Annotated in this window: 22 protein-coding genes; 5 read left to right on the forward strand and 17 right to left on the reverse strand. The window is 73.0% G+C overall.

What is annotated here, in order from left to right:
- Positions 1-182 precede the first annotated feature (182 nt).
- From ACFFGY_RS09130 to ACFFGY_RS09180, 11 genes are all read right to left on the reverse strand, one after another.
- Complete coding sequence (locus tag ACFFGY_RS09130; RefSeq protein ID WP_377044165.1) at positions 183-1,079, reverse strand: SirB1 family protein; 897 nt, start codon at positions 1,077-1,079, stop codon at positions 183-185.
- Positions 1,076-1,459: a histidine triad nucleotide-binding protein gene (locus tag ACFFGY_RS09135; protein WP_377044166.1), complete on the reverse strand. Its 384-nt coding sequence runs from the start codon at positions 1,457-1,459 to the stop codon at positions 1,076-1,078. The genes ACFFGY_RS09130 and ACFFGY_RS09135 overlap by 4 nt, the downstream gene beginning before the upstream one ends.
- Before the next feature lie 107 nt (positions 1,460-1,566).
- The gene (locus ACFFGY_RS09140; protein ID WP_377044167.1) at positions 1,567-2,856 is read right to left on the reverse strand and encodes an MFS transporter; all 1,290 of its coding nucleotides are present in this window, start codon (positions 2,854-2,856) and stop codon (positions 1,567-1,569) included.
- 289 nt (positions 2,857-3,145) lie between these two features.
- Positions 3,146-3,718, reverse strand: a complete 573-nt coding sequence (locus ACFFGY_RS09145) for a phosphoribosyl-ATP diphosphatase (protein WP_377044168.1) — start codon at positions 3,716-3,718, stop codon at positions 3,146-3,148.
- On the reverse strand, positions 3,718-4,494 hold the full coding sequence (hisF, locus tag ACFFGY_RS09150; RefSeq protein ID WP_377044366.1) for an imidazole glycerol phosphate synthase subunit HisF: 777 nt from the start codon (positions 4,492-4,494) through the stop codon (positions 3,718-3,720). The genes ACFFGY_RS09145 and hisF overlap by 1 nt, the downstream gene beginning before the upstream one ends.
- Positions 4,495-4,726: 232 nt before the next feature.
- Entirely contained in the window at positions 4,727-5,443 is a 717-nt protein-coding gene (gene hisA, locus ACFFGY_RS09155; RefSeq protein WP_456316155.1) for a 1-(5-phosphoribosyl)-5-[(5-phosphoribosylamino)methylideneamino]imidazole-4-carboxamide isomerase, read from the reverse strand.
- The gene (locus tag ACFFGY_RS09160) at positions 5,440-6,015 is read right to left on the reverse strand and encodes a GNAT family N-acetyltransferase (RefSeq protein WP_377044169.1); all 576 of its coding nucleotides are present in this window, start codon (positions 6,013-6,015) and stop codon (positions 5,440-5,442) included. The genes hisA and ACFFGY_RS09160 overlap by 4 nt, the downstream gene beginning before the upstream one ends.
- Entirely contained in the window at positions 6,012-6,662 is a 651-nt protein-coding gene (gene hisH, locus ACFFGY_RS09165) for an imidazole glycerol phosphate synthase subunit HisH (RefSeq protein WP_377044170.1), read from the reverse strand. Before hisH ends, ACFFGY_RS09160 begins: the two co-directional genes overlap by 4 nt.
- A gap of 13 nt (positions 6,663-6,675) precedes the next feature.
- Positions 6,676-7,092: a DUF2628 domain-containing protein gene (locus ACFFGY_RS09170; RefSeq protein ID WP_377044171.1), complete on the reverse strand. Its 417-nt coding sequence runs from the start codon at positions 7,090-7,092 to the stop codon at positions 6,676-6,678.
- Positions 7,093-7,532: 440 nt separating this feature from the next.
- The gene (hisB, locus tag ACFFGY_RS09175) at positions 7,533-8,210 is read right to left on the reverse strand and encodes an imidazoleglycerol-phosphate dehydratase HisB (RefSeq protein ID WP_377044172.1); all 678 of its coding nucleotides are present in this window, start codon (positions 8,208-8,210) and stop codon (positions 7,533-7,535) included.
- A gap of 68 nt (positions 8,211-8,278) precedes the next feature.
- Complete coding sequence (locus ACFFGY_RS09180; RefSeq protein ID WP_377044173.1) at positions 8,279-9,481, reverse strand: TonB family protein; 1,203 nt, start codon at positions 9,479-9,481, stop codon at positions 8,279-8,281.
- A 494-nt stretch (positions 9,482-9,975) separates the two neighbouring features.
- On the opposite strand from ACFFGY_RS09180, the gene hslV reads away from it, so the two are divergent.
- Both hslV and hslU read left to right on the forward strand, forming a co-directional pair.
- The gene (hslV, locus tag ACFFGY_RS09185) at positions 9,976-10,533 is read left to right on the forward strand and encodes an ATP-dependent protease subunit HslV (protein WP_377044174.1); all 558 of its coding nucleotides are present in this window, start codon (positions 9,976-9,978) and stop codon (positions 10,531-10,533) included.
- A 3-nt stretch (positions 10,534-10,536) separates the two neighbouring features.
- A complete protein-coding gene (gene hslU / locus ACFFGY_RS09190) occupies positions 10,537-11,871 on the forward strand; it encodes an ATP-dependent protease ATPase subunit HslU (protein ID WP_377044175.1) in 1,335 nt (444 codons plus the stop codon).
- A gap of 36 nt (positions 11,872-11,907) precedes the next feature.
- Here the strand turns inward: hslU and ACFFGY_RS09195 are convergent, their stop codons facing one another.
- Complete coding sequence (locus ACFFGY_RS09195) at positions 11,908-15,198, reverse strand: DEAD/DEAH box helicase (RefSeq protein ID WP_377044176.1); 3,291 nt, start codon at positions 15,196-15,198, stop codon at positions 11,908-11,910.
- Positions 15,199-15,561: 363 nt separating this feature from the next.
- Here ACFFGY_RS09195 and ACFFGY_RS09200 point away from each other — a divergent pair, with 363 nt between their 5' ends.
- Positions 15,562-16,389, forward strand: a complete 828-nt coding sequence (locus ACFFGY_RS09200) for an EcsC family protein (RefSeq protein ID WP_377044177.1) — start codon at positions 15,562-15,564, stop codon at positions 16,387-16,389.
- Positions 16,390-16,639: 250 nt separating this feature from the next.
- Positions 16,640-17,911: an AmpG family muropeptide MFS transporter gene (locus tag ACFFGY_RS09205; protein WP_377044178.1), complete on the forward strand. Its 1,272-nt coding sequence runs from the start codon at positions 16,640-16,642 to the stop codon at positions 17,909-17,911.
- A gap of 144 nt (positions 17,912-18,055) precedes the next feature.
- Here ACFFGY_RS09205 and ACFFGY_RS09210 read toward each other — a convergent pair whose 3' ends face one another.
- From ACFFGY_RS09210 to ACFFGY_RS09230, 5 genes are all read right to left on the reverse strand, one after another.
- Positions 18,056-20,107 (reverse strand): AI-2E family transporter, encoded by a 2,052-nt coding sequence (locus ACFFGY_RS09210; RefSeq protein WP_377044179.1) that lies wholly within the window; start codon positions 20,105-20,107, stop codon positions 18,056-18,058.
- A 210-nt stretch (positions 20,108-20,317) separates the two neighbouring features.
- The gene (locus tag ACFFGY_RS09215; RefSeq protein ID WP_377044180.1) at positions 20,318-20,554 is read right to left on the reverse strand and encodes a CsbD family protein; all 237 of its coding nucleotides are present in this window, start codon (positions 20,552-20,554) and stop codon (positions 20,318-20,320) included.
- A gap of 260 nt (positions 20,555-20,814) precedes the next feature.
- Positions 20,815-21,195, reverse strand: coding sequence for a response regulator (locus ACFFGY_RS09220; RefSeq protein WP_377044181.1), 381 nt, complete (start codon positions 21,193-21,195; stop codon positions 20,815-20,817).
- Positions 21,185-23,533 carry a hybrid sensor histidine kinase/response regulator gene (locus ACFFGY_RS09225; protein ID WP_377044182.1) on the reverse strand — a complete coding sequence of 783 codons (2,349 nt, stop codon included), beginning with the start codon at positions 23,531-23,533 and terminating at the stop codon, positions 21,185-21,187. The genes ACFFGY_RS09220 and ACFFGY_RS09225 overlap by 11 nt, the downstream gene beginning before the upstream one ends.
- 177 nt (positions 23,534-23,710) lie before the next feature.
- Positions 23,711-24,454 carry a DUF1003 domain-containing protein gene (locus ACFFGY_RS09230; protein ID WP_377044183.1) on the reverse strand — a complete coding sequence of 248 codons (744 nt, stop codon included), beginning with the start codon at positions 24,452-24,454 and terminating at the stop codon, positions 23,711-23,713.
- Positions 24,455-24,631: 177 nt separating this feature from the next.
- On the opposite strand from ACFFGY_RS09230, the gene ACFFGY_RS09235 reads away from it, so the two are divergent.
- On the forward strand, positions 24,632-26,206 hold the full coding sequence (locus ACFFGY_RS09235; protein ID WP_377044184.1) for an ABC transporter substrate-binding protein: 1,575 nt from the start codon (positions 24,632-24,634) through the stop codon (positions 26,204-26,206).

Consider the following 26,206-nt stretch of genomic DNA (forward strand, 5'->3'; position numbering starts at 1 on the left):
AGGGTTTTCTTGCGGGTGACGGAGATGTTCCGCCTGCCGCCCGGTCTTCCGGCGCGCTCGCGCCCTGGGCGGCCGGGTGGCTATGCCGGCGGCGCTCTCCCGCACCGGTTGCCTGCCCTCGCGCCTGTTCCGGTTTTCCCTGCCGCGGGCCTGCTCCGCCGGAGACTTCGAGGAAGGCGCGCTCAGTTCAGCCTTTGGCGCAGTTCCTCGATCAGCAGGCGCATGCGCTCGCTCGCCTCGCCCGCGCCCGCCAGTTCCAGGAAGCGTTCCAGGCTGGTGATCGCGGCGCCGATGCGGTCGAGTCGCTGCTGCATCAGCCCGGCCTCGCGCCACAGCCCGGCGGCGTCGGGGGCCAGGCGCAGCATGTCCTCGGTGCAGGCCAGCGCGCCCTCCATGTCGCCGGTCCGCAGGAGGCGGAGCTTGATGTTGTTCTGCAGCCGCAGCAGCACGGCCCGCTTGCCCACCGGGGCCAGCAGGCCGGGGCGCAGCTCGGCGCGCTCGCCTTCCAGGCGCTTGAGGAGCTGGCGCAGTTCCGGCGCCGAAAGGGCGTTGCCGCCGTTGAAGGGGTCCACCACGACCTGCCCGCGCGCGCCTTCGAGGGCCAGCAGGAAGTGGCCGGGGAAGTCGAGCCCGTGCGCGCCCCAGCCCGTGGCCTCCGCCACGTGCAACCACAGGATGCCCAGCGCCACCGGCAGGCCACGGCGGCGCTCGAGGACCCGGATCAGGTTGGCGTTGTCGAGGGCATCGTAATCCTCCTCGTTGCCCTCGAAACCGCCCTCGGCATGCAGCACGCGCCGCAGCAGCGCGTGGCGGGCCAGCGGATCGCCACCATCGGCTTCCCGGTCCGCCACGGCCGCGGCCACCGTGTCGCGCGCCAGGGCCGAGAGCTGTTCCGCCGCCGCGCGCCAGTCGGCCTCGGGCGCGTTGATGCGGGCGAACTGCAGCGCGATCGAGGCGATGTCGAGTTCCGGGTCGGGCAGGCTGCCGGCAGCGTCGAGCGCCGCGCGGGCCTCGGCGCGCGCCCGGGCCGCGACGGATTGCGGGTCCTGGGCGCTGTTGTCCTCGGGCCGGCCGCTCATGCGGCGGCCACGAGCATGGGGCCCAGCGGACGGCCGCCGAACAGGTGGACGTGGAAGTGCGGCACCTCCTGCCCGGCCGCCCGGCCCATGTTGCTGAGCGTGCGGTAGCCCGCGTCCTCCAGGCCCAGCGACTTCGCCACCGTTGCGACCGCGCGCCAGAAGCCCGCGACTTCCGCCTCGCTCCCCCGGGTGGCGAAGTCGGCCAGCGAGACGTAGGCACCGCGCGGGATCACCAGGACGTGGGTCGGCGCCTGCGGGGCGATGTCGTGGAAGGCCACGGCCCACTCGTCCTCGTGGACGCGCTTCGAGGGGATCTCCCCGCGCAGGATGCGGGCGAAGATGTTGTTCTCGTCATAGGGGGGAAGTCCGCTGACGGGCATCCTCACTCTCCTCCGGGGCACATACCGTTCTTGGTGGGACCGGACGTGCCGCGGCGCAAGGGGCAGGAGGCGCGGCGCGGCAAGATCGGCGCGCCTCCCGCAGCGCGTCAGTCCAGCGCCGCGTGCGCAGTTTCGCGCAGCGCCAGGATCGCCAGGCCCGAGGCCACCGCCGCGGCGATCAGGTAGAAGGTATGCGCCAGCGGCGAGGCGAAGGCCTGGATCAGCGAGAGCGAGATCACCGGCGCGAAGCCGCCGAACACCGCCACCGCCAGCGCGTAGCCGGTGGTCATCCAGGTGGAGCGCGAGCGGGTCGGGAAGATCTCGGCGATCGCGGCGGGGCCGGGGCCGGAGAACATCGAGATCAGCACCGCGAACAGGATCTGCACCGCCACCAGCGTGCCGAAGCTCGGGTTGGCCACCAGGTAGCTGAACACCGGGTAGGGCAGCAGGATAAAGGCGGCGCAGCAGACGAGCAGCAGCGGCTTGCGGCCGAGCCGGTCCGACAGCGCGCCCATCAGCGGGATGCAGACCACCAGCACCACGAGGCCCACGGTGTTGGACCACAGCGCCGCGCTCGGGCTGAGGTGCAGGACCTGCTGCGTGTAGGTCGGCATGTAGCTGAGCAGCACGTAGAAGCAGACGGTCCAGACGATGGTGAAGGCAAAGGCCAGCACCGCCAGTGCGAAGGGGCCACGTTCCGTGGCGGGCGCCGTGACCACGGGGGCCGCGGCGTGGCGCTCGTAGGCCGGGGTCTCGGCCATGGTCCGACGCATCCAGAAGCCCACCGGGCCCAGGATGGCGCCGAACAGGAAGGGCAGGCGCCAGCCCCAGTCGCTCATCTGTTCGGGCGTCAGGATGCTGTTGAGCCCGGCGCCCACGGCGGAGCCCAGCAGCAGCCCGGCCACGGTGCTGACCTGCTGGAAGGAGCCGAAGTAGCCGCGGCGCCCGGCGGGCGCCCATTCCACGATGTAGCTGGTGGACGACCCCCACTCGCCGCCGGCCGAGAAGCCCTGCAGCAGCCGCGCCAGCACCAGCAGCAGCGGCGCGGCGTAACCGATCGCGGCATAGGTCGGCAGGACGCCGATCAGCACCGTGCCCACCGCCATCAGCAGCATGGTCACCAGCAGCGCGAGCTTGCGGCCGCGCAGGTCGCCCAGCCTGCCGATCACGATGCCGCCCAGCGGCCGGGCCAGGAAGCCCAGCCCGTAGGCCAGAAACACCGACAGCAGCGCCACGGCCGGGTCGCCGGCGGGAAAGAACTTCTGCGACAGGATCGTGGCCACGAAGGCGTAAACGCCGAAGTCGTACCATTCCAGGACATTGCCCACCACGGCGGCGGCCACCGCCTGGCGGGTGCTCTGGGGTGGCGGGTCGATGACGGCACTGTGGGACGACATGCGGCGGGCTTTCTCCGTTGGGGGGTGAGTTCGGCGCGGCAAACTGCGCAAGCGGCCGCCGCCCAGGAAGGGCCGGGAAGGGGGATAATGGCCGGAGTTTGCGGATCGTTCCGGCCGCGTGCCTCACGCTACGGCGGGTTGCCCGCGACCTGGGCAGGGAGGCGACGCGCGGGGTGCCGCGGGACGCGACCCGTGGCGGGGCGGACCCCGGCGGACCGGCGTCCGCCGCGACGCGTGCGACAAGGGCCTACCGGGCGCGCCGCTGGCCCGCACGGTGGCGGGAGCGGGATCAGGGCAGCTTGGTGGTCCGGGCGGCGCGGACGAGGCCCTTCGGGCGCGACGCCTTCTCGACGATGCCGCTGATGCCCTCGCGCTTGGTGAGCTCGCCCCAGACCTCCTCGGGCCGGATGCCGGCATCCACCCAGACCACCACGAGGTGGTACAGCAGGTCGGCGCTTTCCATCACGGTTTCGCGGCGGTTGCCCAGCGTCGCCTCGATGACGCATTCCACCGCTTCCTCGCCCAGCTTCTGCGCGACCTTGGGCGTCCCGCGCGACAGCAGGCGCGCCGAGTGCGAGGCGTTGACGTCGCCGGCCACGCGGCGGCCTTCCACGGTGTTCCAGAGGCGGTCGAGGATCGTGGCCTCGCCCGTGCCGGGAAAGCTGAGCGGCGCCAGGTGGTGGCTCTCGGCCTTGCGGACGCGCTTGGGCGTTTTCAGCGGCACCGCCGGCAGGCTCGCGGGCAGCGGCAGCGCCGCGGCGGCCTTCTTCACGGTCTTCTTGGCGGCGCCCTTGGGCTGCGCGGCCTGCTTCTTCTTGGGTTTGGTGCCGGTCTTGCCGGCCACCTTGCTGTCCTTGGCCATCAGGCCGCCCTCGCTTCGGGGCAAGGACGCACCGGCAGGCCGGCCGTGGCCAGGGCGGCCTTGGCGTCGCCGATGCGCATCTCGCCGTAGTGGAACACGCTGGCGGCGAGCAGGCCGGTGGCCCCGGCCCGCGCGCCGTCGGTGAAGTGCGACACCTCGCCCACGCCGCCCGAGGCTACCAGCGGCAGGCGGACCGCGGCGCGCACCGCGCGCAGCAGGTCGAGGTCGAAGCCCGACTTGGTGCCGTCGCGATCCATCGAGGTCAGCAGCAGCTCGCCCGCGCCCAGCGACTCCACTTGGCGGCACCAGTCCACCGCGTCGATGCCGGTGCCGCGGCGGCCGCCATGGGTGAAGACCTCCCACCGGCCCGGGCCGGTGCTGCGCGCGTCCACCGCCACCACGATGGCCTGCGAGCCGAAGGCTTCCGCCGCGCGGCGCACGAGCGCGGGGTCGCTCACGGCGGCGGAGTTGATCGAGATCTTGTCGGCGCCGGCCAGTAGCAGGGCGCGGACGTCCTCGACGGAGCGGACGCCGCCGCCGACGGTGAGCGGGATGAACACGCGCTCGGCGGTGCGCGACACCACGTCGAGCATGGTGCCGCGGTTCTCGTGGGTGGCGCCGATGTCGAGGAAGGTGATCTCGTCGGCGCCTTCGCGGTCGTAAAGGCTGGCCTGTTCCACCGGGTCGCCGGCATCGCGCAGCGACACGAAGTTCACGCCCTTGACCACCCGACCGTCCTTGACGTCGAGGCAGGGGATGACGCGCAGTGCGAGCAGGGCGGAGTCTCCAGCCGATGGAATGAAACGGGCATGTTGCGATGCGCCGGAAGCGCCGCAGGGTCAAGCCGTGCGTGGTTTCCGGTTCGCCATGGTGCCGGGGCCGCGCCGGAACGTGACGGCGCGGGCGGAAGTTCCGGCTTCCCGCGCCGTGGCCGCTTCCCGCGCGGGGCGCGGATTGCCGAGGCGGCGCGCCCGGGGGCCTGAGACCGCCGGGCGCGCGGGAACAGCCTTACGCCCGCAGCGCCTCGGCCGGGGTGAGGCGGCCGTCGTAGAGCGCGCGGCCCACGATCACGCCCTCGATGTTGCCCGCCGCCCGCACCGCGGCGAGGTCGGCCGCCGAGGCCACGCCGCCGCTGGCGATCACCGGCGTGGTCAGGCGCGCGGCCAGCGCCGCCGTCGCCTCGACGTTCACGCCGCCCAGCATGCCGTCGCGGTCGATGTCGGTGTGGATCACCGCCGCCGCCCCGGCATCCTCGAAGCGCAGCGCCAGGTCGAGCGCGGTCATCTCGCCGGTCTCGGCCCAGCCCTCGGTGGCCACGCGGCCGTCGCGGGCGTCGATGCCGATGGCCACGCAGCCCGGGTGCTTGCGGCAGGCCTCGCGCGCGAAGTCGGGGTTCTTCGCCGCCGCCGAGCCCAGGATCACGCGCGCCACGCCGGCATCGAGCCAGGCTTCCAGCGTCGCCATGTCGCGCACGCCGCCGCCCAGCTGCACGGGCAGCGAGGTCGCGGCCAGGATGTCGCGCACGGCTTCCGCATTGGCCGGGCGGCCGGCGAAGGCGCCGTCGAGGTCGACGACGTGCAGCCAGCGGAAGCCAGCCTGCGCGAAGAGCGCGGCCTGGGCGCCGGGATCGTCGTTGTAGACGGTGGCCTGGTCCATCTCGCCCCGGCGCAGGCGCACGACGCGTCCGCCCTTGAGGTCGATGGCGGGATACACGGTCAGCGTCACGGCAGGTCCTTTCCGCGCCGGCCCCGGGCGGGCTCCAGCAGCTTGTAGTAGTAGCGGCCCGCGACGGTGTTCCCGTCCACGCGGGCATAGGCGGGATGGGTGCCCCAGTGGGTGAAGCCCTGCGCCTCGAACAGCGTGATCGCGGTTTCCTGTGTTTCCCGCACGTCGAGGTTCAGCACGCGGTGGCCGAGCGCGGCCGCGCGTTCCTCGACCCGGCGGATCAGCAGCCGCGCCAGGCCGAAGCCGCGGGCATAGGGGGCGATGTAGGCGTGGGAAAGCTGCGCCGCCCAGGCCTGCGCCTCGTTGTTGCGCGGCGGGCGCTGCAGCTGGGCGCTGCCCACCGGGTGGCCGTCCATGCGGGCGATGAACAGCTCACGCTCGGGCACCAGCAGCACGCCGCGGAAGTGGCGGGCGAGGATCTCGCGCCCCTGCGGCTCCACCCAGCCGAAGCCGCCGCCCTCGGCGATCGCGGCGTCGGTGGCCTCGCAGAGTTCGGCGAGGTCGGCATCGTCCAGCTGTTCCGCGCGCTCCACCGACAATTCATGCGCCGGCTCGGCAAGGAGGCTGTTCATGGCTTCCAGCCCAGGAAGTTACGGAGCATCCGCAGGCCCACGGGGCCGCTCTTCTCCACGTGGAACTGCGTGCCGGCGAGGTTGTCGCGCCCCACCACCGCCGCCACCGCGCCGCCGTAGCGGGCGCTGGCGATCAGCTCCGCTGGTTGGCCGCCGCGCAGCGCGTAGGAATGGACGAAGTAGACGTGCTCGCCGTGTTCCAGCCCCGCCACGATCGGGTGCGGGGCGGTGAGGTCGAGGCCGTTCCAGCCCATCTGCGGCAGGGGCAGCGGGGCGTCGTCCTCGCCGCGCGGGTCCATCGGCGCGATCTCGCCCGCGATCCAGCCGAGGCCCGGGTAGGAGCCGTGTTCCAGCCCCCGCTCGGCCATCAGCTGCATGCCGACGCAGATGCCAAGGAAGGGGCGGGCGCGACGCTCCACCGCCTCGCGCAGCGCGTCCTCCATGCCGGGCAGGGCGTCCAGGCCGCGGCGGGAGGCGGCGAAGGCGCCCTGGCCCGGCAGCACGATCCGGTCGGCGGCCAGCACGGCCTCGGGCGCGGTGGTGACGGCGATCTCGGCCGCGACCCCGGCCTCGGCCGCGGCGCGGCGGAAGGCGCGCGTGACGGAGGCGAGGTTGCCGGCGCCAGTGTCGATGACGGCGAGCTTCATGCGCGGCGGTCCATCATGAACGGCTGGCCAGGCGGAGCATGGCATCCTCCTCATCCAGGCCCAGCACCACGCCCTGCATCGGCAACCCGCGCCGCCGCAGCGTCCAGCGCTCGGCATCGCGGGCGTGGAAGCCGGTGAACAGCATCAGCGCCAGGGTCATCCAGGGCGCGTAGGGACCGAGCGCCGGCACGGCGGAGCGCAGCGCCGCCAGCAGCACGGCGACCGCCAGCCAGATCAGCAGCGCCAGCCAGAGGCCGCGGAACAGGAACCAGAAAGGACCGAACAGGAAGGCGGCCCAGCTAAAGCCCTCGGGGACGAGGCGGAGGCGGTCCGGGATGCCGGCCCGCATGGCGTCCGGCCGCGCGTCGGCCGTGCCGTGCCGGGTTTCGGGCGGGGGGGCGGGAAGCGGCGCCTGGTTCAGCACGGGCACGGAGCCACGAGGCATTGCTGCCCAGGGCGACGACGCCGCGGCCGCGGGGGGCGTGGTTGATCCGTCCGGCGCGCGCTCCGCCGTGGCGGCAAGCGCGGCGGCCGGCGCCGTCGGGGCCGGAGTTGCCTGGGCTGAAGCTGTCTGGGCTGAAGCTGTGTGAGCCGGATCCGTTTGGGACGGACCCGTTAGCACCGGGCCTGCCTGGGATGGGTTGTCCAGGGACGGATCGGTCTGGGGCGAGCTTGCCCGGGCCGTCTCCGTCCGCGCCGAGGCAGCCGGGAGAGCCGCCGACGTCGCGGGCGTGGCTGCGGGACCAGCGGGAATGATTGCCGAAGGGGCGACGCCGGCGGGTGAAGGCGCGGCGGTGCCCGGACCGGAACCGCGCGCCCCTGCCGGGAAGGCGGCGGGCGCCGGCGGTGCGTGAACCGTGAAGACGCGCATCATCCCTCGAGGCTTCCCTTGGTGGAGGGGATGGCGCCGGCGGTTCGCGGGTCGGGCTCCACCGCTTCGCGCAGGGCGCGGGCCACGGCCTTGAAGGCGCCCTCGGCGATGTGGTGGGCGTTGTGGCCGTGGCGCAGCATCACGTGCAGCGCGAAGAGGCCGTTGGCCGACAGGGCGCGAAAGAATTCCTCGAACAGCTCGGTGTCCATCTCACCGATCTTGGGGCGCTCGAAGGGCACCTTCCAGACCAGGAAGGCGCGGCCCGACAGGTCGATCGCCGCTTCCACCAGCGCCTCGTCCATCGGCACCGCGGCGTGGCCGTAGCGGCGGATGCCGCGCTTGTCGCCCAGTGCCTGACGGAGGGCGCTGCCGAGCACGATGCCCACGTCCTCGGCGGTGTGGTGGAAGTCGACGTGGAGGTCGCCCACGGCCTCGACGGCGAGGTCGAACAGCGCGTGCCGGGCCAGCGCGGTGAGCATGTGGTCGAGGAAGCCGATGCCGGTCGCGACCTCCGCTCGGCCGGTGCCGTCGAGGTCGAGGCGCAGCGTGATGCGCGTTTCCGCCGTTTCGCGGGTGATCGCGGCGGTGCGGTGCGCCCCAACCAGGTTCGAGGGGAGGTTCGGAGCCTGGTCCGGGGCGGGAGCCGTGGCGGGGACCGGGGCGCTGCGGGCGTTCATGCCGGTCCTTTAGCGCCGCCCGGCGGCAACGGCCAGGAGGTTGCGCGCCATCAGCGGACCACCACCGCTCAGCGATAAACGATGATGTAGTTCATGGTCAGGTCGACCGTGGCGGTGTCCTCGGGCGTGCCCGGCGGGAAAGCGGGCACGGTCTTGCCGCGGAACATCGACTGCAGCGCGGCGTCGAGCGACACCGAGCCCGAGGAGCTGACCAGGCGCAGCGACTGCACCTTGCCGTCGCGGCCGATCACCATCTGGACATGCACCGGCCCGTCCTCGCCGCGCATGGCGGCGGCCTGGGGGTAGAACTTGTGCTCCTCCACCCATTGGCTGAAGGCGGCGCTCCAGTCGGCGCCGAGCTGGGCGCCGCGAACGCGCAGCTGCTGCCCCGCGGCCGCGAAGTCCCGGCCGCCGCCGCCGCCACCACGGCTGGGCGGGCTGCTGCGCTGGGTCAGGCTGGGGCTGATCGACATGTCCAGCCCCTGCCCGGGGCGGCGCGGTGCGGCCGGCGACGCACTGCGCGCGCCGCCGCCGAAGGACGGCGCCTGATTGAGGCTCAGCGCCCCGGCGAAGGGGTTGGCGGGGCGGCGTGGGGCCTGCGGCGCTGGCCGGGGTGGCGGCGGGGCCTGCGGCACGGGCGGGGGTTCCGGCGCCGGGGGCGGCGGCGGTGGCAGGGCCTCGGCCTCCGGCGGGGCCGGTGGGGTTGGCGGCAGGGGCTGGGGCGGCACCACGGGTGACGGCGGCGGTGGCGGCACCTGCGGCACCTGCGGCGCCGGCTGCGGCGGAGCTTGCGGCGGTACGGGCTCGGGCGGCGGGGGTTCTGGCGCGGGGGGTGGCGGCACGGGATCCGCCGGTCGGGGCGGGGGCGGTGCCTCCGCCGGCGGGGCGGGCGCCAGGGGAGTGGGCGTTGGGGGAGTGGGCGTGGGGGGAGCGGGCGCCGGCGGCGGGGCTGCCGGCGGCGGTTCCGGCTGGGCGGCGCTCTCGGGTGGGGTCAGCGGGGTGTCGGGCGTGGGGGAAGCGGCCCCGGGCGGGGCGCTGCTCTCGGCCGGGCTGCTGGGGGAGGGGTTGTTCTGCGCCTGGCTGCTTTCCGAGCTGCTGTTGCTGCTCTCGAACACGATCGGGATGCCGTCCTCCGCCGGCACTGGCGGCAGTTCCCGATGGCTCCAGCGAAGCAGCAGCAGCGCCAGCAGCCCCGCATGCACCATCGCCGACACGACCGAGGCCCAGGCCGGGCTGCGGCGCCGCGGGTGGGGGGCGCGGTGCGGCGGCACGGGTGCCGGAACCTGCGCGGGCGGCGCCAGGCGCGGGCCGCGGGGCGGCGTTCCGGCGGGGCGGGGCAGGCGCGGCGTTGCGGCATGGCTGCCGGGGTGGAGGATCGCCGGCCGCGACGCGGGCGCGGCACGGTCCCCATGCCGTTCGGGCAGGCGCGGCGGTCGGCGCAGAACCGGAGAAGGTGGCAAGCGCGCTCCGGCTTTCAGCGGCAGGGAAGGAGGGGCGGTGTCATGGCGGATCGCGACGCTTCAGCTGTCCTGACCACCCCGAACGGCGCCCCCATGAGGGGAGCCGGCTGGGGCAAAGGGCTCTGCGGCGTCCACTACTCCTTCCGGCCCGCTCGTGTCAGGGCTGTTCCGGCGATGCCACCGCCCACGTGCCGGCGCGCGGAGCGGCCGTTGCGGTGGGCGGGGGCGCAGCCGCCCCGGGGGTTCAAGCCCGGGAAGGCCCCCCGGATTGCACCGGGGCCGGAGCATCGCCACATCGCCGCACCATGCAAGAGCCTTCACATCACGACCCCGCCGGTTGGCACGGCACCACGATCCTTTGCGTGCGCAAGGACGGCAAGGTGGCCATGGCCGGCGACGGGCAGGTTTCCATGGGTCAGACCGTGGTCAAGAACAACGCCCGCAAGGTCCGCCGGATCGCGGGCGGCAAGGTCATCACCGGCTTCGCCGGCGCGACGGCCGACGCCTTTACCCTGCTGGAGCGCCTCGAGGCCAAGCTCGAGCGCTTTCCCGACCAGCTGGAGCGCGCGGCGGTGGAACTCGCCAAGGACTGGCGTACCGACCGTTACCTCCGCCGCCTCGAGGCGCTGCTGGCGGTGGCGGACGCGAACCGTTCGCTGCTGATCACCGGCCAGGGCGACGTGCTGGAACCCGAGGACCAGATCATCGGCATCGGCTCGGGCGGCAACTACGCGCTGGCCGCCGCCCGCGCGCTGGCCCCGATCGAGGGGCTGGATGCCGAGGAGATCGCGAAGCGGGCCATGGGCATCGCCGCTGACATCTGCGTCTACACCAACGGCCGCTTCGTGCTGGAGACCCTGTAAACCATGCCGCTCGACGCCACCGAGGCCGTGAACCTGAGCCCGCGCGAGATCGTGTCGGAGCTCGATCGCTTCATTATCGGCCAGAACGACGCCAAGCGCGCCGTCGCCATCGCCCTGCGCAACCGCTGGCGCCGCCAGCAGCTCCCCGAAGGGCTGCGCGAGGAGGTGGTGCCGAAGAACATCCTGATGATCGGCCCCACCGGCGTGGGCAAGACCGAGATCGCGCGGCGTCTCGCCAAGCTCGCCAACGCGCCCTTCCTGAAGGTTGAGGCCACGAAGTTCACCGAGGTCGGCTATGTCGGCCGCGACGTGGAGCAGATCGTGCGCGACCTGGTGGACGCGGCCATCGTGCAGGTGCGCGACACCGCGCGCCGCGACGTCCAGGCCAAGGCCGAGGTCAATGCCGAGGAACGCCTCGTCACCGCGCTGGTGGGCGAGGGCGCCTCGGGCGAGACCCGCATGAAGTTCCGCCGCATGCTCCGCGAGGGCACGCTGGAGGACAAGGAGGTCGAGATCCAGGTGGCCGACACCGGCGGCACGCCGATCGGCATGATGGACATCCCCGGCATGCCGCCCGGCGCGCAGATGGGCAACATGCAGGAGATGCTGGGCAAGATGTTCGGCGGCCGCCAGCGCCCGCGCAAGCTGCACGTGAGCGAGGCGCGGCCGATCCTGGCGCGCGAGGAAGCCGACAAGCTGCTCGACAACGACCGTCTGACCAAGGAAGCGGTGACCCACGCCGAGAACCACGGCATCGTCTTCATCGACGAGATCGACAAGGTCTGCGCCCGCACCACGGAAGGCTTCCGCGGCGGCGACGTGAGCCGCGAGGGCGTGCAGCGCGACCTGCTGCCGCTGATCGAGGGCACCACGGTCAACACCAAGCACGGGCCGGTGAAGACGGACCACATCCTGTTCATCGCCTCCGGTGCCTTCCACCTGGCCAAGCCGTCGGACCTGCTGCCCGAGTTGCAGGGCCGCCTGCCGATCCGGGTGGAGCTGAACGCGCTGACCCGCGACGACTTCCGCCGCATCCTGACCGAGCCGGAGCATTCGCTGGCCAAGCAGTACGTGGCATTGCTGGGCACCGAGGGCGTCAGGCTGGAGTTCGGCGAGGACGCCTACGACGCGGTGGCCGACCTGGCGGCCGACATCAACGCGCGCGTCGAGAACATCGGCGCGCGGCGCCTCGCCACGGTGCTGGAGCGGCTGCTGGAGGAGCTGAGCTTTTCCGCCGCCGACCGCGCGGGCGAGGAAGTGCGAGTGGATGCGAACTACGTGCGCGACAAGGTGGCGCCGCTGGCGGCGAACACCGACCTCAGCCGCTTCATCCTGTAGCGTGTTCCGGGTGGCGGTGGTCGCCACCCGGGTTGTTCAGGCAGCCATGCGTTGCGGCGTGCCGTTTTCCGCCAGCGCGTCCAGCAGCGCGCGGGCGGTGCGAAGCATCGCCGCGGCGTCGGGGCTTTCCCGGCGCAGCAGCACCCGGTCCTCGCGCCGTTCCAGCGGCGCCTCCACCGCCGGGATCTCGCCGTGGAAGCGCGCGGCGGCGGCGCTGGGGCCGAGCTTGAGCTCCGCCACGCCGCGCGCGCGGCACAGCAGCCGCAGCTCCGCCAGCAGCAGCAGGTTGCACGCGGCCTCGGGGGGCGGGCCGAAACGGTCCTCGATCTCTTCCCGCAGGGCCCGCAGCGCCGCCTCGTCGCCGTCGCGCACCGTGGCGGCGACGCGCATGTGCAGCGCGGTGCGCAGCGACTCTTCCTCGACGTAGTCCTCGGGGAAACCGGCCGGCACTGGTAGGGCGAGGCGCGGCGACCATTCTTCCGCCACCGCCTCACCCCGCAGCTGCGCCAGCGCGCGGTCCAGCATGTGCCGGTACAGGGCCAAGCCGATGCGGCGCATGTGGCCGGTCTGGGTGTCGCCGCTCAGGTCGCCGGCGCCGCGCAGGTCGAGGTCGCGGGCACTGATGCTGAAGCCGGCGCCGACGCGGTCGAAGGCTTCCAGCGTGCGCAGGCGGCGCAGTGTCGCCTCGGGCGGCGGGGCGGCGGGGTCGGTCAGCAGCAGGATGCTGCCCCGCACCCGCCCGCGCCCGACGCGGCCGCGCAGCTGGTGCAGCTGCGACAGGCCGAAGCGGTCGGCGCGCCACACCAGCATCGTGTTGGCGCGCGGCACGTCGAGGCCGGTTTCCACGATGTTGGTGCTCAGCAGCACGTCCACCTCGCCGCGCGCGAAGCGCAGCATGGCGTCGTCCATCGCCTCCGCCGCGAGGTCGCCATGGGCCTCAATCACCGAGAGCTCCGGCACCAGCTGTTGCAGCCGCTCGCGCATCGGCGCGATGTCCTCGATGCGGGAACACACCACGAAGCTCTGCCCGCCGCGCCGGCGCTCGCGCTGGAGGGACTGGCGCAGCAGCAGGTCGTCGGCCGGGCTCAGCACGGTGCGGATCGGCTGCCGCCGCGCGGGCGGGGTGGCGATGACGCTGAGGTCGCGCAACCCGATCACCGCGGCCTGGAGGGTGCGCGGGATCGGCGTGGCGGTCATCGCCACGGTGTGGATCTCGCGGCTCAGCGCCTGCAACGCCGCCTTCTGGCGGGTGCCGAAGCGCTGCTCCTCGTCCACGATCACCAGCGCCAGGTCGTGGAAGCGAACGCCCTTGGCGGCGATGGCCTGGGTGCCCACCACGACCCGGACGCTGCCGTCGGCGAGGCCGGCCTTCACCGCCTTCGCCTCGGCCGCCGGGGTCAGGCGCGATAGTCCTTCGACTCGCACGCCGAAGCCGCGGAAGCGTTCACGGAAGCTTTCGAGGTGCTGGCGGGCCAGCACGGTGGTGGGGGCCAGCACCGCCACCTGCTTGCCGCTCAGCGCCGCGACGGCCGCGGCGCGCAGCGCGACCTCGGTCTTGCCGTAGCCCACGTCGCCGCAGACGAGCCGGTCCATCGGCCGGCCGCTGCGCAGGTCCCGCTCCACCGCCTCGATCGCGCCGGCCTGATCGGGGGTGAGCGGGTGCGGGAAGCGGGCCGCGAAGTCGCGGTAGGCGCGGGCCGGCGGGCGCAGCACGGGCGCTTTCCGCCCCTGCCGCTCGCGCGCCGCGGCGAGCAGGGTTTCCGCGGTGCCGGCGAGCTCCGCCTCGACCTCCGCCCGGCGGTCCCGCCACTGGGAGCCGCCCATGCGGTCGAGCGTCACGCCCTCGGCCTCGGCGCCGTAGCGCCACAGCCGGTCCATCTCATCCGGTGGTACCAGGTGCGAGGCGCCGCCGGCGAATTCCAGCGCGAGGCAGTCGGTGGCGGCGCCGTCGAGGTCCACCACCTCGATCCCGCGCAAGGTCCCGAGCCCGTGGTCGAGGTGGATCACCGCGTCGCCCGGCTGCATCGGCGCCTCGGCCGCGAGCACGGCGGCGATGGCCTGCGCCTCGCCGGCCGGGTGGGCGCGCGGCGGGCGCAAGGCGCAGAGCGGGATCGCCGCGGCGGTGGCGGTGCGGAAGCCCTCGGCCGCGGCACAGTCGGCCGGGTCCGCCGCGTCGATCAGCGCGAAGCTGCCCGGTGCGGTGTCGAGAAGTTCCCGCCAGCCCGCCACGGGTTGCGGTGCGTCGGGCAGGGCCAGCGCTTCCAGCACGCGCCTTGCCCGCCGGGCCGGGCCGCACAGGGCGACCCGCAGCCCGGCCTCGCGCGCCTCGTGCAGGAGTGACCCGAAGGTGGCGAGCGGGTCCTTTTCCGCCGCGAAGTCGGGCAGGGCGGGAACCTCGTCCTCGTCCTCGGCGGCTTCGATCACCTCGCGGCCGCCCAGGGCTTCGCGCCAGCCCGCCTCGTCCAGGAAGAAGCGTTCCGGCGGCGTGGGCTTCGGGGCCGCGGCCTCGCCTTCCTCCGTATCGGGCCGCAGGCTCAGGCGGATGCGGTAGGCTTCGGTGATCTCGCTCCAGCGGGCGGCGCGGCGCTCCCCTTGGCCGGGCTCGGCCGTGACGGCGGCATCGGGCAGCAGGGCGAAGATCGTGGTGAGCGCGGTCACGAGGTCGGGGAGGTTGTGCTCGGCGCCGGGCGGACGCGCGGCCTCGTCGTCGGGCGCCTGCACCCATTCCGAGGCGGGCGGCAGCACCGCGCAGTCCGCCTCGTCGGTGCTGCGCTGGGTGAGGGGATCGTAGCGGTGGATCGCGGTGACGCGGCCTTCCGCATGGGCGAGGCGGAAGGGCATGGCGCCCTCGCCGGGCGGAAAGATGTCGAACATGGCGCCGTGCAGGGCGACCTCGCCCGGCTCGTCCACCCGGTCGTCGTCGCGGTAGCCGAGGCGGGCGAGGCGTGCGCCCAGCGCCTCGGGCTCCACCGCGTCGCCGGGGCAGAGGACCTCGTCGCGCAAGGTCTCCGGCGCGGGCAGGCGCTGGCCTGCCGCCTCGAGGCTGGCGATCACCAGCCGCGTCCCTTCGGCCGGGCGGGCGAGGCGGCGCAGCGCCGCCACGCGCAGGCCCATCGCCGTGGCCGAGGGCGCGATGCGGTCATAAGGCAGGCAGTCCCAGGCGGGCAGGTGGATGACCTCGGCCGCAGGCGCCAGCCAGCGTGCCGCGGCCGCGAGGCGAACGGCGCGGGTTTCGCTGCGCGCCAGGTGCAGCAGCGTGCCGTCGCCGGCCTGTTCCAGCAGAAAAGCCGCGAGACGCGCGTCCGGCTCCATCACCCTGTGCGCCATATGGCCTTGCCTGCCTTGCTACGGTCGGTTCCCGGCAACGGCCGGATCGTGAGGGATCAACGCGCGCGGCCTTCCGGTGGCGGGATGGCAAGTTGGTGAGCGCCCAGGCCGGTGGATGCCCCGGCCGGCGGATGCCCCAGCCGGCGGACGCTCAGGCTGATGGGGCGGCCGGGTCGATGGATGCAGGGCTGATAACACCGGAGCTGACGGCCCTCCGGTGGCGTTGCTTCCTGGCCGCCCGGCACGGCTCCGGCGGCACCGGCCGGCGCCCCGATCACTCCGGGCCGGAAAAGACGCGCCGCTGGTCGGCACCGGCGCGGCCGGATGAAACCCGGAGGCCGCCACACCATTTGCCGAAGCGAGATGAACGCATCCTCCGAAACCCTGCCAGCCCCCGTTCCCGCCGCCGCGGAGGGGCCGCTGCCCACTGCCGCCCGCACCGAGCTCGCCGAGGCGGTGCACGTGCTGGAAAACCCCTCGCTCGCCGCGCGCCTCGCGGCCATGGCGGGCACGCCGGTCGAGGCGTTGAAGCGCCGCCTGCCGGAATTCCTGCAGAGCGGGATGGACGGTGCGGTGCGCCGGGCGATCGAGACGGCCTGGAACGCCGCGGTGCGCTCCAAGCCTGGCCTCGCGCCGCACGGGATGGCGCCGGACTGGTTCCATCGCGGGCTGGCGGCGGCCTCGGGCGCCGCGGGCGGTGCCTTCGGGCTGGCCGGCACGCTGACGGAGCTGCCGGTTTCCACCACCATCCTGCTGCGCCAGATCGCCTCCGAGGCGAAGCGCCAGGGCGAGGACCCGACGGATCCCGCGGTGCGGGCCGAATGCCTCAAGGTCTTCGCGCTGGGCGGCGACGCGCCGGCCGAGGAAGCGGCGGAAACCGGCTACTTCGCGGCCAGGCTGGCGCTGGCGCGGCTGCTGCCCAACGCCGCGGCGAACCTGGGCTCGGCGGTGCTGCCGGGCTTCCTGGGCGCGATCGCCGCGCGCTTCACCGGCGCGATCGGGCTGAAGCTCTCGGCGCAGGCGGTGCCGGTGCTGGGCGCCGCGGCCGGCGTCGCGGTGAACCTCGCCTTCCTGGAGCACTTCCGCGGCGTGGCCCGGGCGCATTTCACGGTGCGGCGCCTGGAGGCGACCTACGGCGTCGAGGCGGTTCGCACCGCCTATGACGAGCTCAAGGCCACGCAGGCCGCCTGAACGCGGCCGGGTGCCCGGTTCCGCAGCCGTGACAACCCAGACCACCGCGCCTCGTCGATGAGGCGGTACACCCGAAGGGGCTTCTAAGGGCCTGATCCGCGGGCCGCCGGGGCGCCTCGGACGCGTACCGTAGCCTCGGCGTGCCGCCGCAGCTCCGACGGTGGTGAGCCGGACCGTGCCGCGGTGGCGCGATGGGGCGGGCGGTGCCAAGGCCCTTCCGGTCGGCGGTGGCTTCCGGCAGGTTAGGTCCGTGCCGAAGATCGACCGCCGCTTCCTTGTTATGCTGGCCCTGGGCTTCTCCTCGGGCCTGCCGCTGCCGCTCACCGCCTTTACGCTGCGGCAGTGGTTCTCCGAGTCCGGGGTGGACCTGAAGGCCATCGGCCTGACGGCGCTGATCGGCATCAGCTATTCCTGCAAGTTCCTGTGGTCGCCGCTGCTCGACAGCCTCCGGCCGCCGCTGCTGCGATCCTGGGGGCGGCGGCGCGGCTGGCTCGGCGTGATCCAGCCGCTCCTGGCGCTGTCGATTCTCCTCGTGGGTTTCACCGATCCGGTGGGGGCGGCCGGCGTGACGGCGGCGCTGGCGGTGGCGGTGGCCTTCCTGTCGGCCAGCCAGGACATCGTGGTGGATGCCTACCGCATCGAGCTGCTGGAGGAGGCAGAGCAGGGCTACGGCCTCGCCTGCTATGTCTGGGGCTATCGCGCGGCGATGCTGGCGGCGACCGCGGGGGTGTTCTTCGTGGTGGGCTATGGCGGCTGGAGCGGCGGCTACGGCGCCTGCGCCGCGCTGATCCTGATCGTCGGCCTGGGCGCCACGGCGCTGGCGCCGCGGGTGCCGGAAGTCACGCCGGCGAAGCTGCCCTGGGGCCAGCGGATGCGCGCCGCCGTGGTGGAGCCGTTCCGCGACTTCACGCACCGGCCGCGCTGGCTGGCGATCCTGCTGTTCGTGGCGCTCTACAAGCTGGGCGAGGCGCTGGCCGGACCGATGGTGGCGCCTTTCTACCGCGAGCTCGGCTTCGACCGGCTGCAGGTGGGGCAGGTGTCCTCGGTGTTCGGGACGCTGACCACGCTGGCGGGCGCGCTGCTGGGTGGCTGGCTGATCCGGCGCATCGGCATTTCCTGGGCGCTGGTGCTGACGGGTCTGGGCCAGATGCTGAGCAACCTGATGTACGTGGCGCTGGCCCATGCCGGCAACGACATGACGATGCTCTACCTCCAGGTTGGGATCGAGGACGTGACCAGCGGCATGGCCGACGCGGCCTTCCTGACCTACCTGGGCGGGCTGACCACCCGCGCCTTCACCGCCACGCAGTACGCGCTGCTGAGTTCGCTGGCCGCGGTGCCGATGCGCACGCTGGGCGCCAGTTCCGGCTGGCTCGCGGCTTCCTTGGGATGGGAAGGGTTCTTCCTGCTGACCACCGTGGCGGCGCTGCCGGCGATGGGGCTGATGCTTTACCTGCTGCGGCGCCTGCCACCCCCGCCCGAGCGGTTGGAGGCGGCGCAGCCCGCCGGCCAGGGCGCCTAGGAAGGGCACCCGGGAGAGGCATGAGGGCGGCGCGCGCTTCCTGAGGCACGCCGCGGGGGCCGGCAGGCTTACGGGGCCGATCGGCTGAGGTGCAGCCTGGGCCGGTGATGACGGTGTCCCAGGTGCGAGCTGACCCGGCCGGCGTCAGGCGGGCTGAGCGGCCATCTGCGGCGCGGCGTTGGCCGACGCGGTGCTGCTGCCGGGTGCCGTGCCGCCGGCCGTGGTGAGGCAGGCGGTGACTGCGTCGGCCAGCGAGCTGACGTAGTGGTCGGCGCCCAGGATGTCGCGCAGCTGCGCGTCGCTGAACACCGCGTCGTCAGCGGGCCAGAGGCCGACCAGGATCGGCGTCTTCGGCGCCCGTTGCCGCAGCCGGCGCACGAGGTAGCGCAGGTGCGCCGGGTTGCCGGTCAGCTCCAGGTAGGACACGCAGATCATCGCCACGCCCCCGAGGTCGAGCGACGGGAGGTTCGCGCGGGAGGCCGCCTCGTGCGGCGCGGTGCGGGCGCCCAGGCCGTGCTTGTCCAGCAGCTGCGCCAGCATCGCGCTGGCCGCGTCGTCCAGCGGCCCGCGCCCGGCGAGGCAGAGCACCGGCGCCGTGCCGCGCCAGGTCTCGGACCGTTGCTCAGGTGGCGGCAGGACCAGGCTGGGGGCGGGGCGGCGGGGAATGGCCTTCTCGGCCACGCTCTTTTCCTGCGGCGCGGCCTTGGCCGCTTTGGCGGAGGACGGTGGGTCCTCGTCCTCGTGCTCGGCCAGGGAGTCGATCAGCGTGGTGGTGGTTTCGGTCAGCTGCCGGAGCTTCTCATCCGACACCACGCCGCGCTGCCGGTCGTTGGCCGCGAGCTGCAGCCCCTTCAGCGCGACCTCGTCGTAGTAGGAGGACAGGGAGCGTTCCTCCAGCAGTGTTTCGGCCTGGGCCTGGGCCTCGTCGGCATCGCCCGCCAGCATGCGCTGGTAGAAGTTCTCCGAAGGCGTCAGCGCCGGGCGGTCGCCCAGCATCACGTCGAGGAATTCCAGCCGTTCGACGTGGCGGCCCAGCACCACGAGGCACAGGGTGAGCGGCGTGCTCAGGATCAGCCCGATCGGGCCCCAGATCCAGGTCCAGAAGATCGCGGCGACGATCACCGAGACGGGCGAGAGCCCGGTGCTGTGGCCGTAGACCAGCGGTTCGATCACCTGGCCGATGATCGGCTCGGTCACGAAGAACAGCGCCGCGGTCCAGATCAGCATGCTCCAGCCCGGGTCCACGCCGGCGGCCAGCGCCATCGGCAGCACCGCCGCCAGCAGTGCGCCGACATAGGGGATGAAGCGGAACAGCGCCGCCAGGATGCCCCACAGGATCGGGCTGGGAACGCCGATCGCGAAAAGCCCCAGGCAGATCACCACGCCGAAGGAGCCGTTGATGGCGAGCTGCGCCAGGAAATACTTGGAAAGCCGCGCCGCCGCGTCGTCCAGCGCCACGGTGGTGCGATGGAGGTCGTCGGAGCCGAAGAGGCGGATCAGCCGGTCGCGCAGGTCGGCCTGCTGCATCAGGATGAAAACGGCCACGATAAAGACGATAAAGGTCGTCTCCAGCGGGCCCAGCACGGGCGAGAGCAGGCGCTGCGCCAGCGCCAGGGGCGAGTTGTTCTCGTTCTGGATCTGCACCGGCACCGGACGGCGCGCGTCGCCCAGGTTCTCGTCGCCCGGCGCGGCGGCGGGAGCCTGCCCCGGCGCTTCCGGCGCGGCCGCGGTGCCGACGCGGCCGATGCGCCCGATCACCTCGTTGAGGCGGCCGAGCACGCGGTCCTGCACCATGTCCACCTTGGACTGGATGGTGGTCTGGTAGCGCGGCACGTCGCGGGCCAGCCCGGCGATCTGCACGCCGATCAGGCTGCCCAGCAGCAGGATCACGCCCAGCGCCATCAGCACGCCCAGCAGCACCGCGGGCGTGCGCGGCAGGCGCAGCCGCCGCAGCAGCCCGACCAGCGGCGCCACCACGAAGGACAGCAGGATGGCGAGGGTGATGGGCACCAGCACCTCGCGCGCCAGGTAGAGCGCGCTGATCGCCACCACCGCCACCACGAGGGTCAGCAGGTGCTTCAGGTCCGGGCTGAAGGGGGGCGGCACCTGGGCCGGTGACGGCACCGGCGAGGCGGTGGGCGACAGCGTCGGAGACGGGGCCGGTGGCGGGGTCGCTGCGGCGGAGGGCGCGGACATGGGCGAAGGGTTGCCTTGCTTGGAACTCGCGCGCTTGCGCAGCCGTCGGGCGACGCGCCGGAGGCGGCGCCGCTCACAGGTTCAGCCGACCCCTTCGGCCGCGCTTCGCGACCGCGACGGGGCGCGGATGCGTGTCGCGGGGCGCAGCCGAATGGGCCGGGAAAGGGACCCACCGGATGGGAGGCGTCCCACCCGGCGGAGGTCGCCCGGTCAGATGATCCGCAGGCGGCCCAGGACCCAGCCGATGCCGACGCCGATCAGCACCGCCGTCAGCGGCTGGTCGCGGATGGTGTCGGCAAGGCCGCCCAGCGCGTTCTCGACCTGGCCCTCAACCTCGTTGGCCTGGCCGCGGGCCTGCATGCGGTCGTCGCCCACGAGCTCGCCCACGGCGCCCTGCACCTTGCCGGCACCCTGCTTCACGGCGCCGGTGATCCGATCTTCGTCCATCGTCGTTCCTCGATCCTCATGCGGCAGGAGGGCTCGTCCCCCCGCTCCTGTGTCAGCAACGCCGGACCGCGCCCAGGGTTGGGGAGCGCGGGGTGGGGAAAGCGCGGGTTCGGGAACGAGCGCGGGCCCCGTGCCGATGGGCCGCATGTCGGCGGGCCCGGGGCTGGCGGGCTTTGGGCGGATGGGTTTCGTGCCGGCGGGCTCCGAGCGGGCGGCGCGGCTGGCCGGGGCGGGCCGCCTTTCTCCGCCGCCTGCGCGGATCACAGGTCGTGAACGAGGTGCAGCAGCACGTCCGCGGTGAAGGGCTTCATCAGGCACAGGTCGTTGCGGCCCGACAGCCGCACCAGCGGGCGCAGGTCGCCGCTGACGAAGATCACCGGCAGGCCGGGCCAGCGTTCGCGCACCTGCGCGGCGAGCGCGAAGCCGTCGAGGCCCGGGCCCAGCAGCACGTCGAGGATCATGGCGTGCGGCCGTTCCGTGGCCGTGGGCATCCATCGCAGCAGGGATTCCGCCGAAGGGTACGCGCTCACCACCATGCCATCGTCGCTCAGGATCTCGGCGATGACGTCGCGCACCACCGCCTCGTCCTCCACCAGCAGGATGTGGCGCGCAGGCGGCGTCGCGGCGGCGTCATCCGGCATCGCTGGTCTCCTCGGCGGCGGGGATCAGGGTGCGCAGCTGCCCGACCAGCGTGCGAAGGTCCATGGTGCCCTTGCTGACCAGCCGGTCGGCCTTGCCGTCGAGGCGGCGCATGTCCTCGGCATCGATCTGCTTGGCGGTCAGCACCACCACCGGGATGGTGGCCCAGGCCGGCTCGGCCCGCAGGCGTTCCAGGAAGGTGAAGCCGTCCATCTGCGGCATCATCAGGTCCAGCAGGATCAGCGAGGGGCGCGACTGCGCCACGGCCTCCAGCCCGACGGCGCCGTTCTCGGCGGTGCGCACCGGCAGGCCCTGGCGGCGGAGGATGGTTTCCAGCCGCTCGCGCGAGCCTGGGTCGTCGTCGATCACCAGGATCTCGCCGCACTCCTGCCCGCAGGTGCGGTAGCGGCGCATCACCGCCTGGAGCTGGTCCCATTCCACCGGCTTGGTGAGGTAGTCCGAGGCACCGAGCGCCTGGGCGAGGCTGGGCTCGTTCACGAAGCTGATCATCACCACCGGGGTGCCGGCCAGTTCCGCGTCGCCGCGGATGCTGCTCAGCACCGACCAGCCGTCCATCTGCGGCATCATCACGTCGAGCAGGATCACCCGCGGCTTGAGCAGCCGCGCCAGCGCCAGGCCGGATCGTCCGTCGCCGGTGACGCGCACCTGGAAGCCTTCGCGATGGAGGAAGCGCGACATCAGCTCCCGCACCGCCGGGTCGTCGTCCACCACGAGAACGAGGTCGCCACCCGCTTCCAGCCCCTTGGGCGCGGGGCCGGCCAGCGCGGTCGCCGGCTCCTCGTAAAGGGCGGGCAGGCGCAGCGTGAAGGTGGTGCCACTGCCTTCCTCGCTGTCGGCCGTGATCGTGCCGCCCATCAGCTCCGCGAAGCCGCGCGTGATCGCGAGGCCGAGGCCGGTGCCGCCGAACTTGCGCGTGGTGCTCTCGTCGGCCTGGGTGAAGCGCTGGAACAGGCGGCCGAGCTGTTCCGGGTTCATGCCGATGCCGGTGTCGCTCACCCGGAACACCAGCCAGTCGCGGCCCGCTTCCACGGTGCGCTCGGCGCTGAGGCCGATGCGCCCCTTCTCGGTGAACTTGGCGGCGTTGCCGAGCAGGTTGAACAGGCACTGCCGCAGCTTGGTGCTGTCCGAATGCATGGTGCCCAGCAGGTTGCGGGCTTCCACCACCAGCTCGTTGTCGCGCTTGCGCACCAGGCTGTCGACGGTGGAGGCCACGCCGCTCACCAGCTCCGCCACGTCGAAGGTTTCGGCGTAGACCGTCATGCGGTTCGCCTCGATCTTGCTCAGGTCGAGCACGTCGGAGATCAGCGCCAGCAGGTGGCGGGCATTGGCGTTGATCTTGCGCAGGTCGGTCAGCAGGTGCTGCTCGCCGAGGTCCTCGACCTCTTCTTCCAGCATTTCGCTGTAGCCGATCACGGCCGAGAGCGGCGTGCGCAGCTCGTGGCTCATGTTGGCGATGAACTGGCTCTTGGCGCGGTTGGCGGCTTCCGCCGCGTCGCGCGCGTCGGCGAGCTCGGCGTCGCGGCGCTTGCGCTCCTCGATGTCGGCGTGGATGCCGACCCACTCGCGCAGCTCGCCCCGGGCGTTGAGCACCGGCGCGGCGCGGACCTGCATCCAGCGATAGGCGCCGCAGTAGCGCCGCACGCGGTGCTCGAGCGCGTAGGGCTCCACCGCCTCCACCGCGCGGGTCCAGACCTCCACGGTGCGCGCCCGGTCGTCGGGGTGCACGGCGTCGAGCCAGCCCCAGCCGCGCAGCTGCTCGAAGCTCTGCCCGGTATACTCGCTCCAGGCTGGCTGCTCGTGCTCCATCTCGCCCGAACCGGGCGTGGTCCACACGATCGCGGCCACCGCCGAGACCAGCGAGCGGAAGCGGCGTTCGGAGCGGTAAAGCTCGGCGTCGTGGTCGCGCCGTTCGGTGATGTCGGTGTTGGTGCCGAACCAGCGCAGGATGCGCCCCTGCGCGTCCTTCATCGGCTCGGCGCGCGACAGGAACCAGCGGTACTCGCCGTCGTGGCGGCGGAGCGGGAAGGTGTCTTCCCACACCTGGCCCCGCTCCATCGCGAGGCGAAAGGTGTCCGACACGCGCTCCACGTGGTCGGGATGGTGGACCCTGCGCCAGCCCCAGCCCCGCATCGCCGCGAGGTCCAGGCCGGTGTAGTCGTACCAGCGCTGATTGTACCAGACGATGCCGCCATGCTCGTCCGTCATCCAGGCCAGCTGCGGCAGGGCATCCAGCATGGCGTGGAAGTCGCGCGCGCCGGGCTCCGCCGGGACGGGTCCGGCGGGAGCCTCGGTGGCGGGTGCCTCGGGGGGCGTGGTCATGGCGCGTGGGGATCCACGAAGAGGGGCCGGCGGCGGGTGCCGCGGAGTCTCGCCTACCTAGCGCGAAACGTCACGGGGGGTGCCGGAAGCACGCATTCGTGACCGCGGGCAGCCCGACGCGGCCTCCCCGTGCCCACGCCGGTTCCCGGACCACCCCGCCAGTGCGGCGGGGGGCGGCTACTTGCGCGGCCGGCGCTCCTGCATGATCTCGAGCTGGAGGCGCTGGATCTCCGCCAGGCGCTCCCATTGCCGCCGCAGGATGTGGTCCAGCTTCTCGTGGAGGTGGCGCACCTCCAGCTCGACCTTCAGGTTCACGGCGTAGTCGTTCATGGCGCGGGCGCGGTCCTTCGCCTCGGTGCGCCGCTGGCTCATCATGATGATGGGCGCCTGCACCGCGGCGAGGCAGGACAGCACGAGGTTCAGCAGGATAAAGGGATAAGGGTCGAAGGAGCCTTCGCCGCGGACGAGGTTGAAGCCCATCCACGCCGCCAGCACCAGCGCGAAGGCGATCAGGAAGCTCCAGGAGCCGCCGAAGCTGGCGACGCGGTCGGCCAGCCACTCGCCGGGGGTGCGGTGCTCGTCGTAGTCGCTGTCGGTGTCCTCGGCCAGGGTGGAGGAAGCGGCCAGGCTTTCGGCCACGCGGTGCTCCAGCTCGCCCAGCTCGCCGCGCTCGGCTTCCAGGAGTTCCTCGACATGGGCCGCGCGGATCCTGGCGACCTCGGCGCGCGACACCAGCGACTCCTCGCTCAGCCCCGGCTTCTCGCGCAGGAGGCGCTCGGCCAGTTCGGGCCGCAGCATGCCCAGCGGCATCAGCTCGCGCCGCGGCAGCACCTGTCCGGTCAGTGCGCAGATGCCCTTCTTTGCAGGCAGGTCCGCGGGTTCGGGGCCGGAGGGTTGCGGGGGCGGGGCCGTGTCGGTCATGGGCAAGGTGTTCCGCGTGAGCCAGAGTCGCTGCTTAGCCCATCTTCACCCCGGAGGCCGATGCCGGGGCAGGGGGCGGGCCATGACGGAATCGCCGGGTGCTCTTGCGATGGGCGCGGGATGGGGGCCAGTCTGCGTCGAACCCGAACGACTCAGAATTCCGGAGCCGCTGATCCCATGCGCTGGCCTGCCTCGACCGCCCTCCTGCTCACCCTGCCGCTGATGGCGGGGCCCGGCGCGCCGGCGATGGCCCAGGACGCCCGGATCGCCACGCAAACGGAAACCTCCTCGCTGGACCCGCACTTCGCCCTGGTGGGGGCGAACCAGGCCGTCGCGCAGCATATCTTCGACCCGATCATCGGCTCCGACGCCGACCTGCGCCCGGTGCCGGGCCTGACCAGCGTGACCAACCCGCAGCCCGACGTGTGGGAGTTCCGCATCCGCGACGGCGCGGTGTTCAGCGACGGCACGCCGGTCACCGCCGAGGACATCCGCTTCTCGCTGGAGCGCATGCCCAAGGTGCCCAACAGCCCGGCGCCGTTTATCCGCATGCAGGCGGCGGTGACCTCGATGGAGGTGGTGGACAGCCGCACCATCCGCCTCCACTCGCGGGGCGCCGACCCGGCCGTGGTGCTCAATGCCATGACGGCCTACGTCGTGCCGGAACACGTGGCCAAGGACGCCACCACCGCCGACTTCAACAGCGGCCGCGCCGCGGTGGGCTCCGGCCCCTGGCGCTTCGTGAGCTGGCAGCCGGGCGCGCAGCTCGTGCTGGAGCGCAACGACCGTTACTGGGGCCCGAAGCCCGACTTCGCCCGCGCCACGATCCGTCCCATCGCCAGCGACGCGGCGCGCATGGCGGCGCTGCTGTCGGGCGACGTGGACCTGATCGACAACGTGCCGCCGGGCGACATCGCGCGGCTGCGCGCCGATGGCAAGGTGGCGATCACCGCCTCGCCGTCGTCGCGGATCATTTATCTCGCGCTCGACCAGGGCAACGAGGTCACGCCCTTCGTCACGGCGCGCGACGGCAAGCCGCTCGCGGTCAATCCCTTGCGCGACGCGCGGGTGCGGCAGGCGCTGAGCCTCGCCATCAACCGCGACGCGATCGTGGAGCGCGTGCTCCAGCGCAGCGGGCATCCGACCGGGCAGCTGGCGGTGAAGGGGCAGGTCGGCTTCGACGAGGCGCTGGCGGCACCGGCCTTCGACCTCGCGCAGGCCAAGCGGCTGCTCGCGGAGGCGGGATATCCCGACGGCTTCCGCATCACGCTCCATTCGCCCAACAACCGCTACGTCGAGGACGACAAGACCTCGCAGGCGGTGGCGCAGTTCTGGACGCGCCTGGGCATCGACGCACGGGTCGAGGTGATGCCCTCCAACGTCTTCTTCACCCGCGCCGGCAAGCGCGAGTTCTCCGCCTTCCTGATCGGCTTCGGCCACACCACGGGCGACAGCTGGCTCGGCCTGTCGCAGGTGCTGCACAGCTTCGACGGCAAGGGCTATGGCGGGTTGAACCGCGGGCGCTACAGCAACCCGGCCTTCGACGCGCTGATCGATCAGGCGCGCACCGTGCCGGATGCGGACGCACGCGGCGCGCTGCTGCGGCAGGCGCAGGAGATCGCTTTCCACCAGGACGCGGCGATCCTGCCGCTGCACGTGCCCGACAATGTTTGGGCGCATCGCGCGAACCTCCGCTACGAGGGCGGCGTGGACGAGGGCACGCTGGCGCAGCACCTCCACCCCGCCCAGTGA

This window comes from Roseomonas elaeocarpi (assembly GCF_042433915.1).
GTDB lineage: Bacteria > Pseudomonadota > Alphaproteobacteria > Acetobacterales > Acetobacteraceae > Roseomonas > Roseomonas elaeocarpi.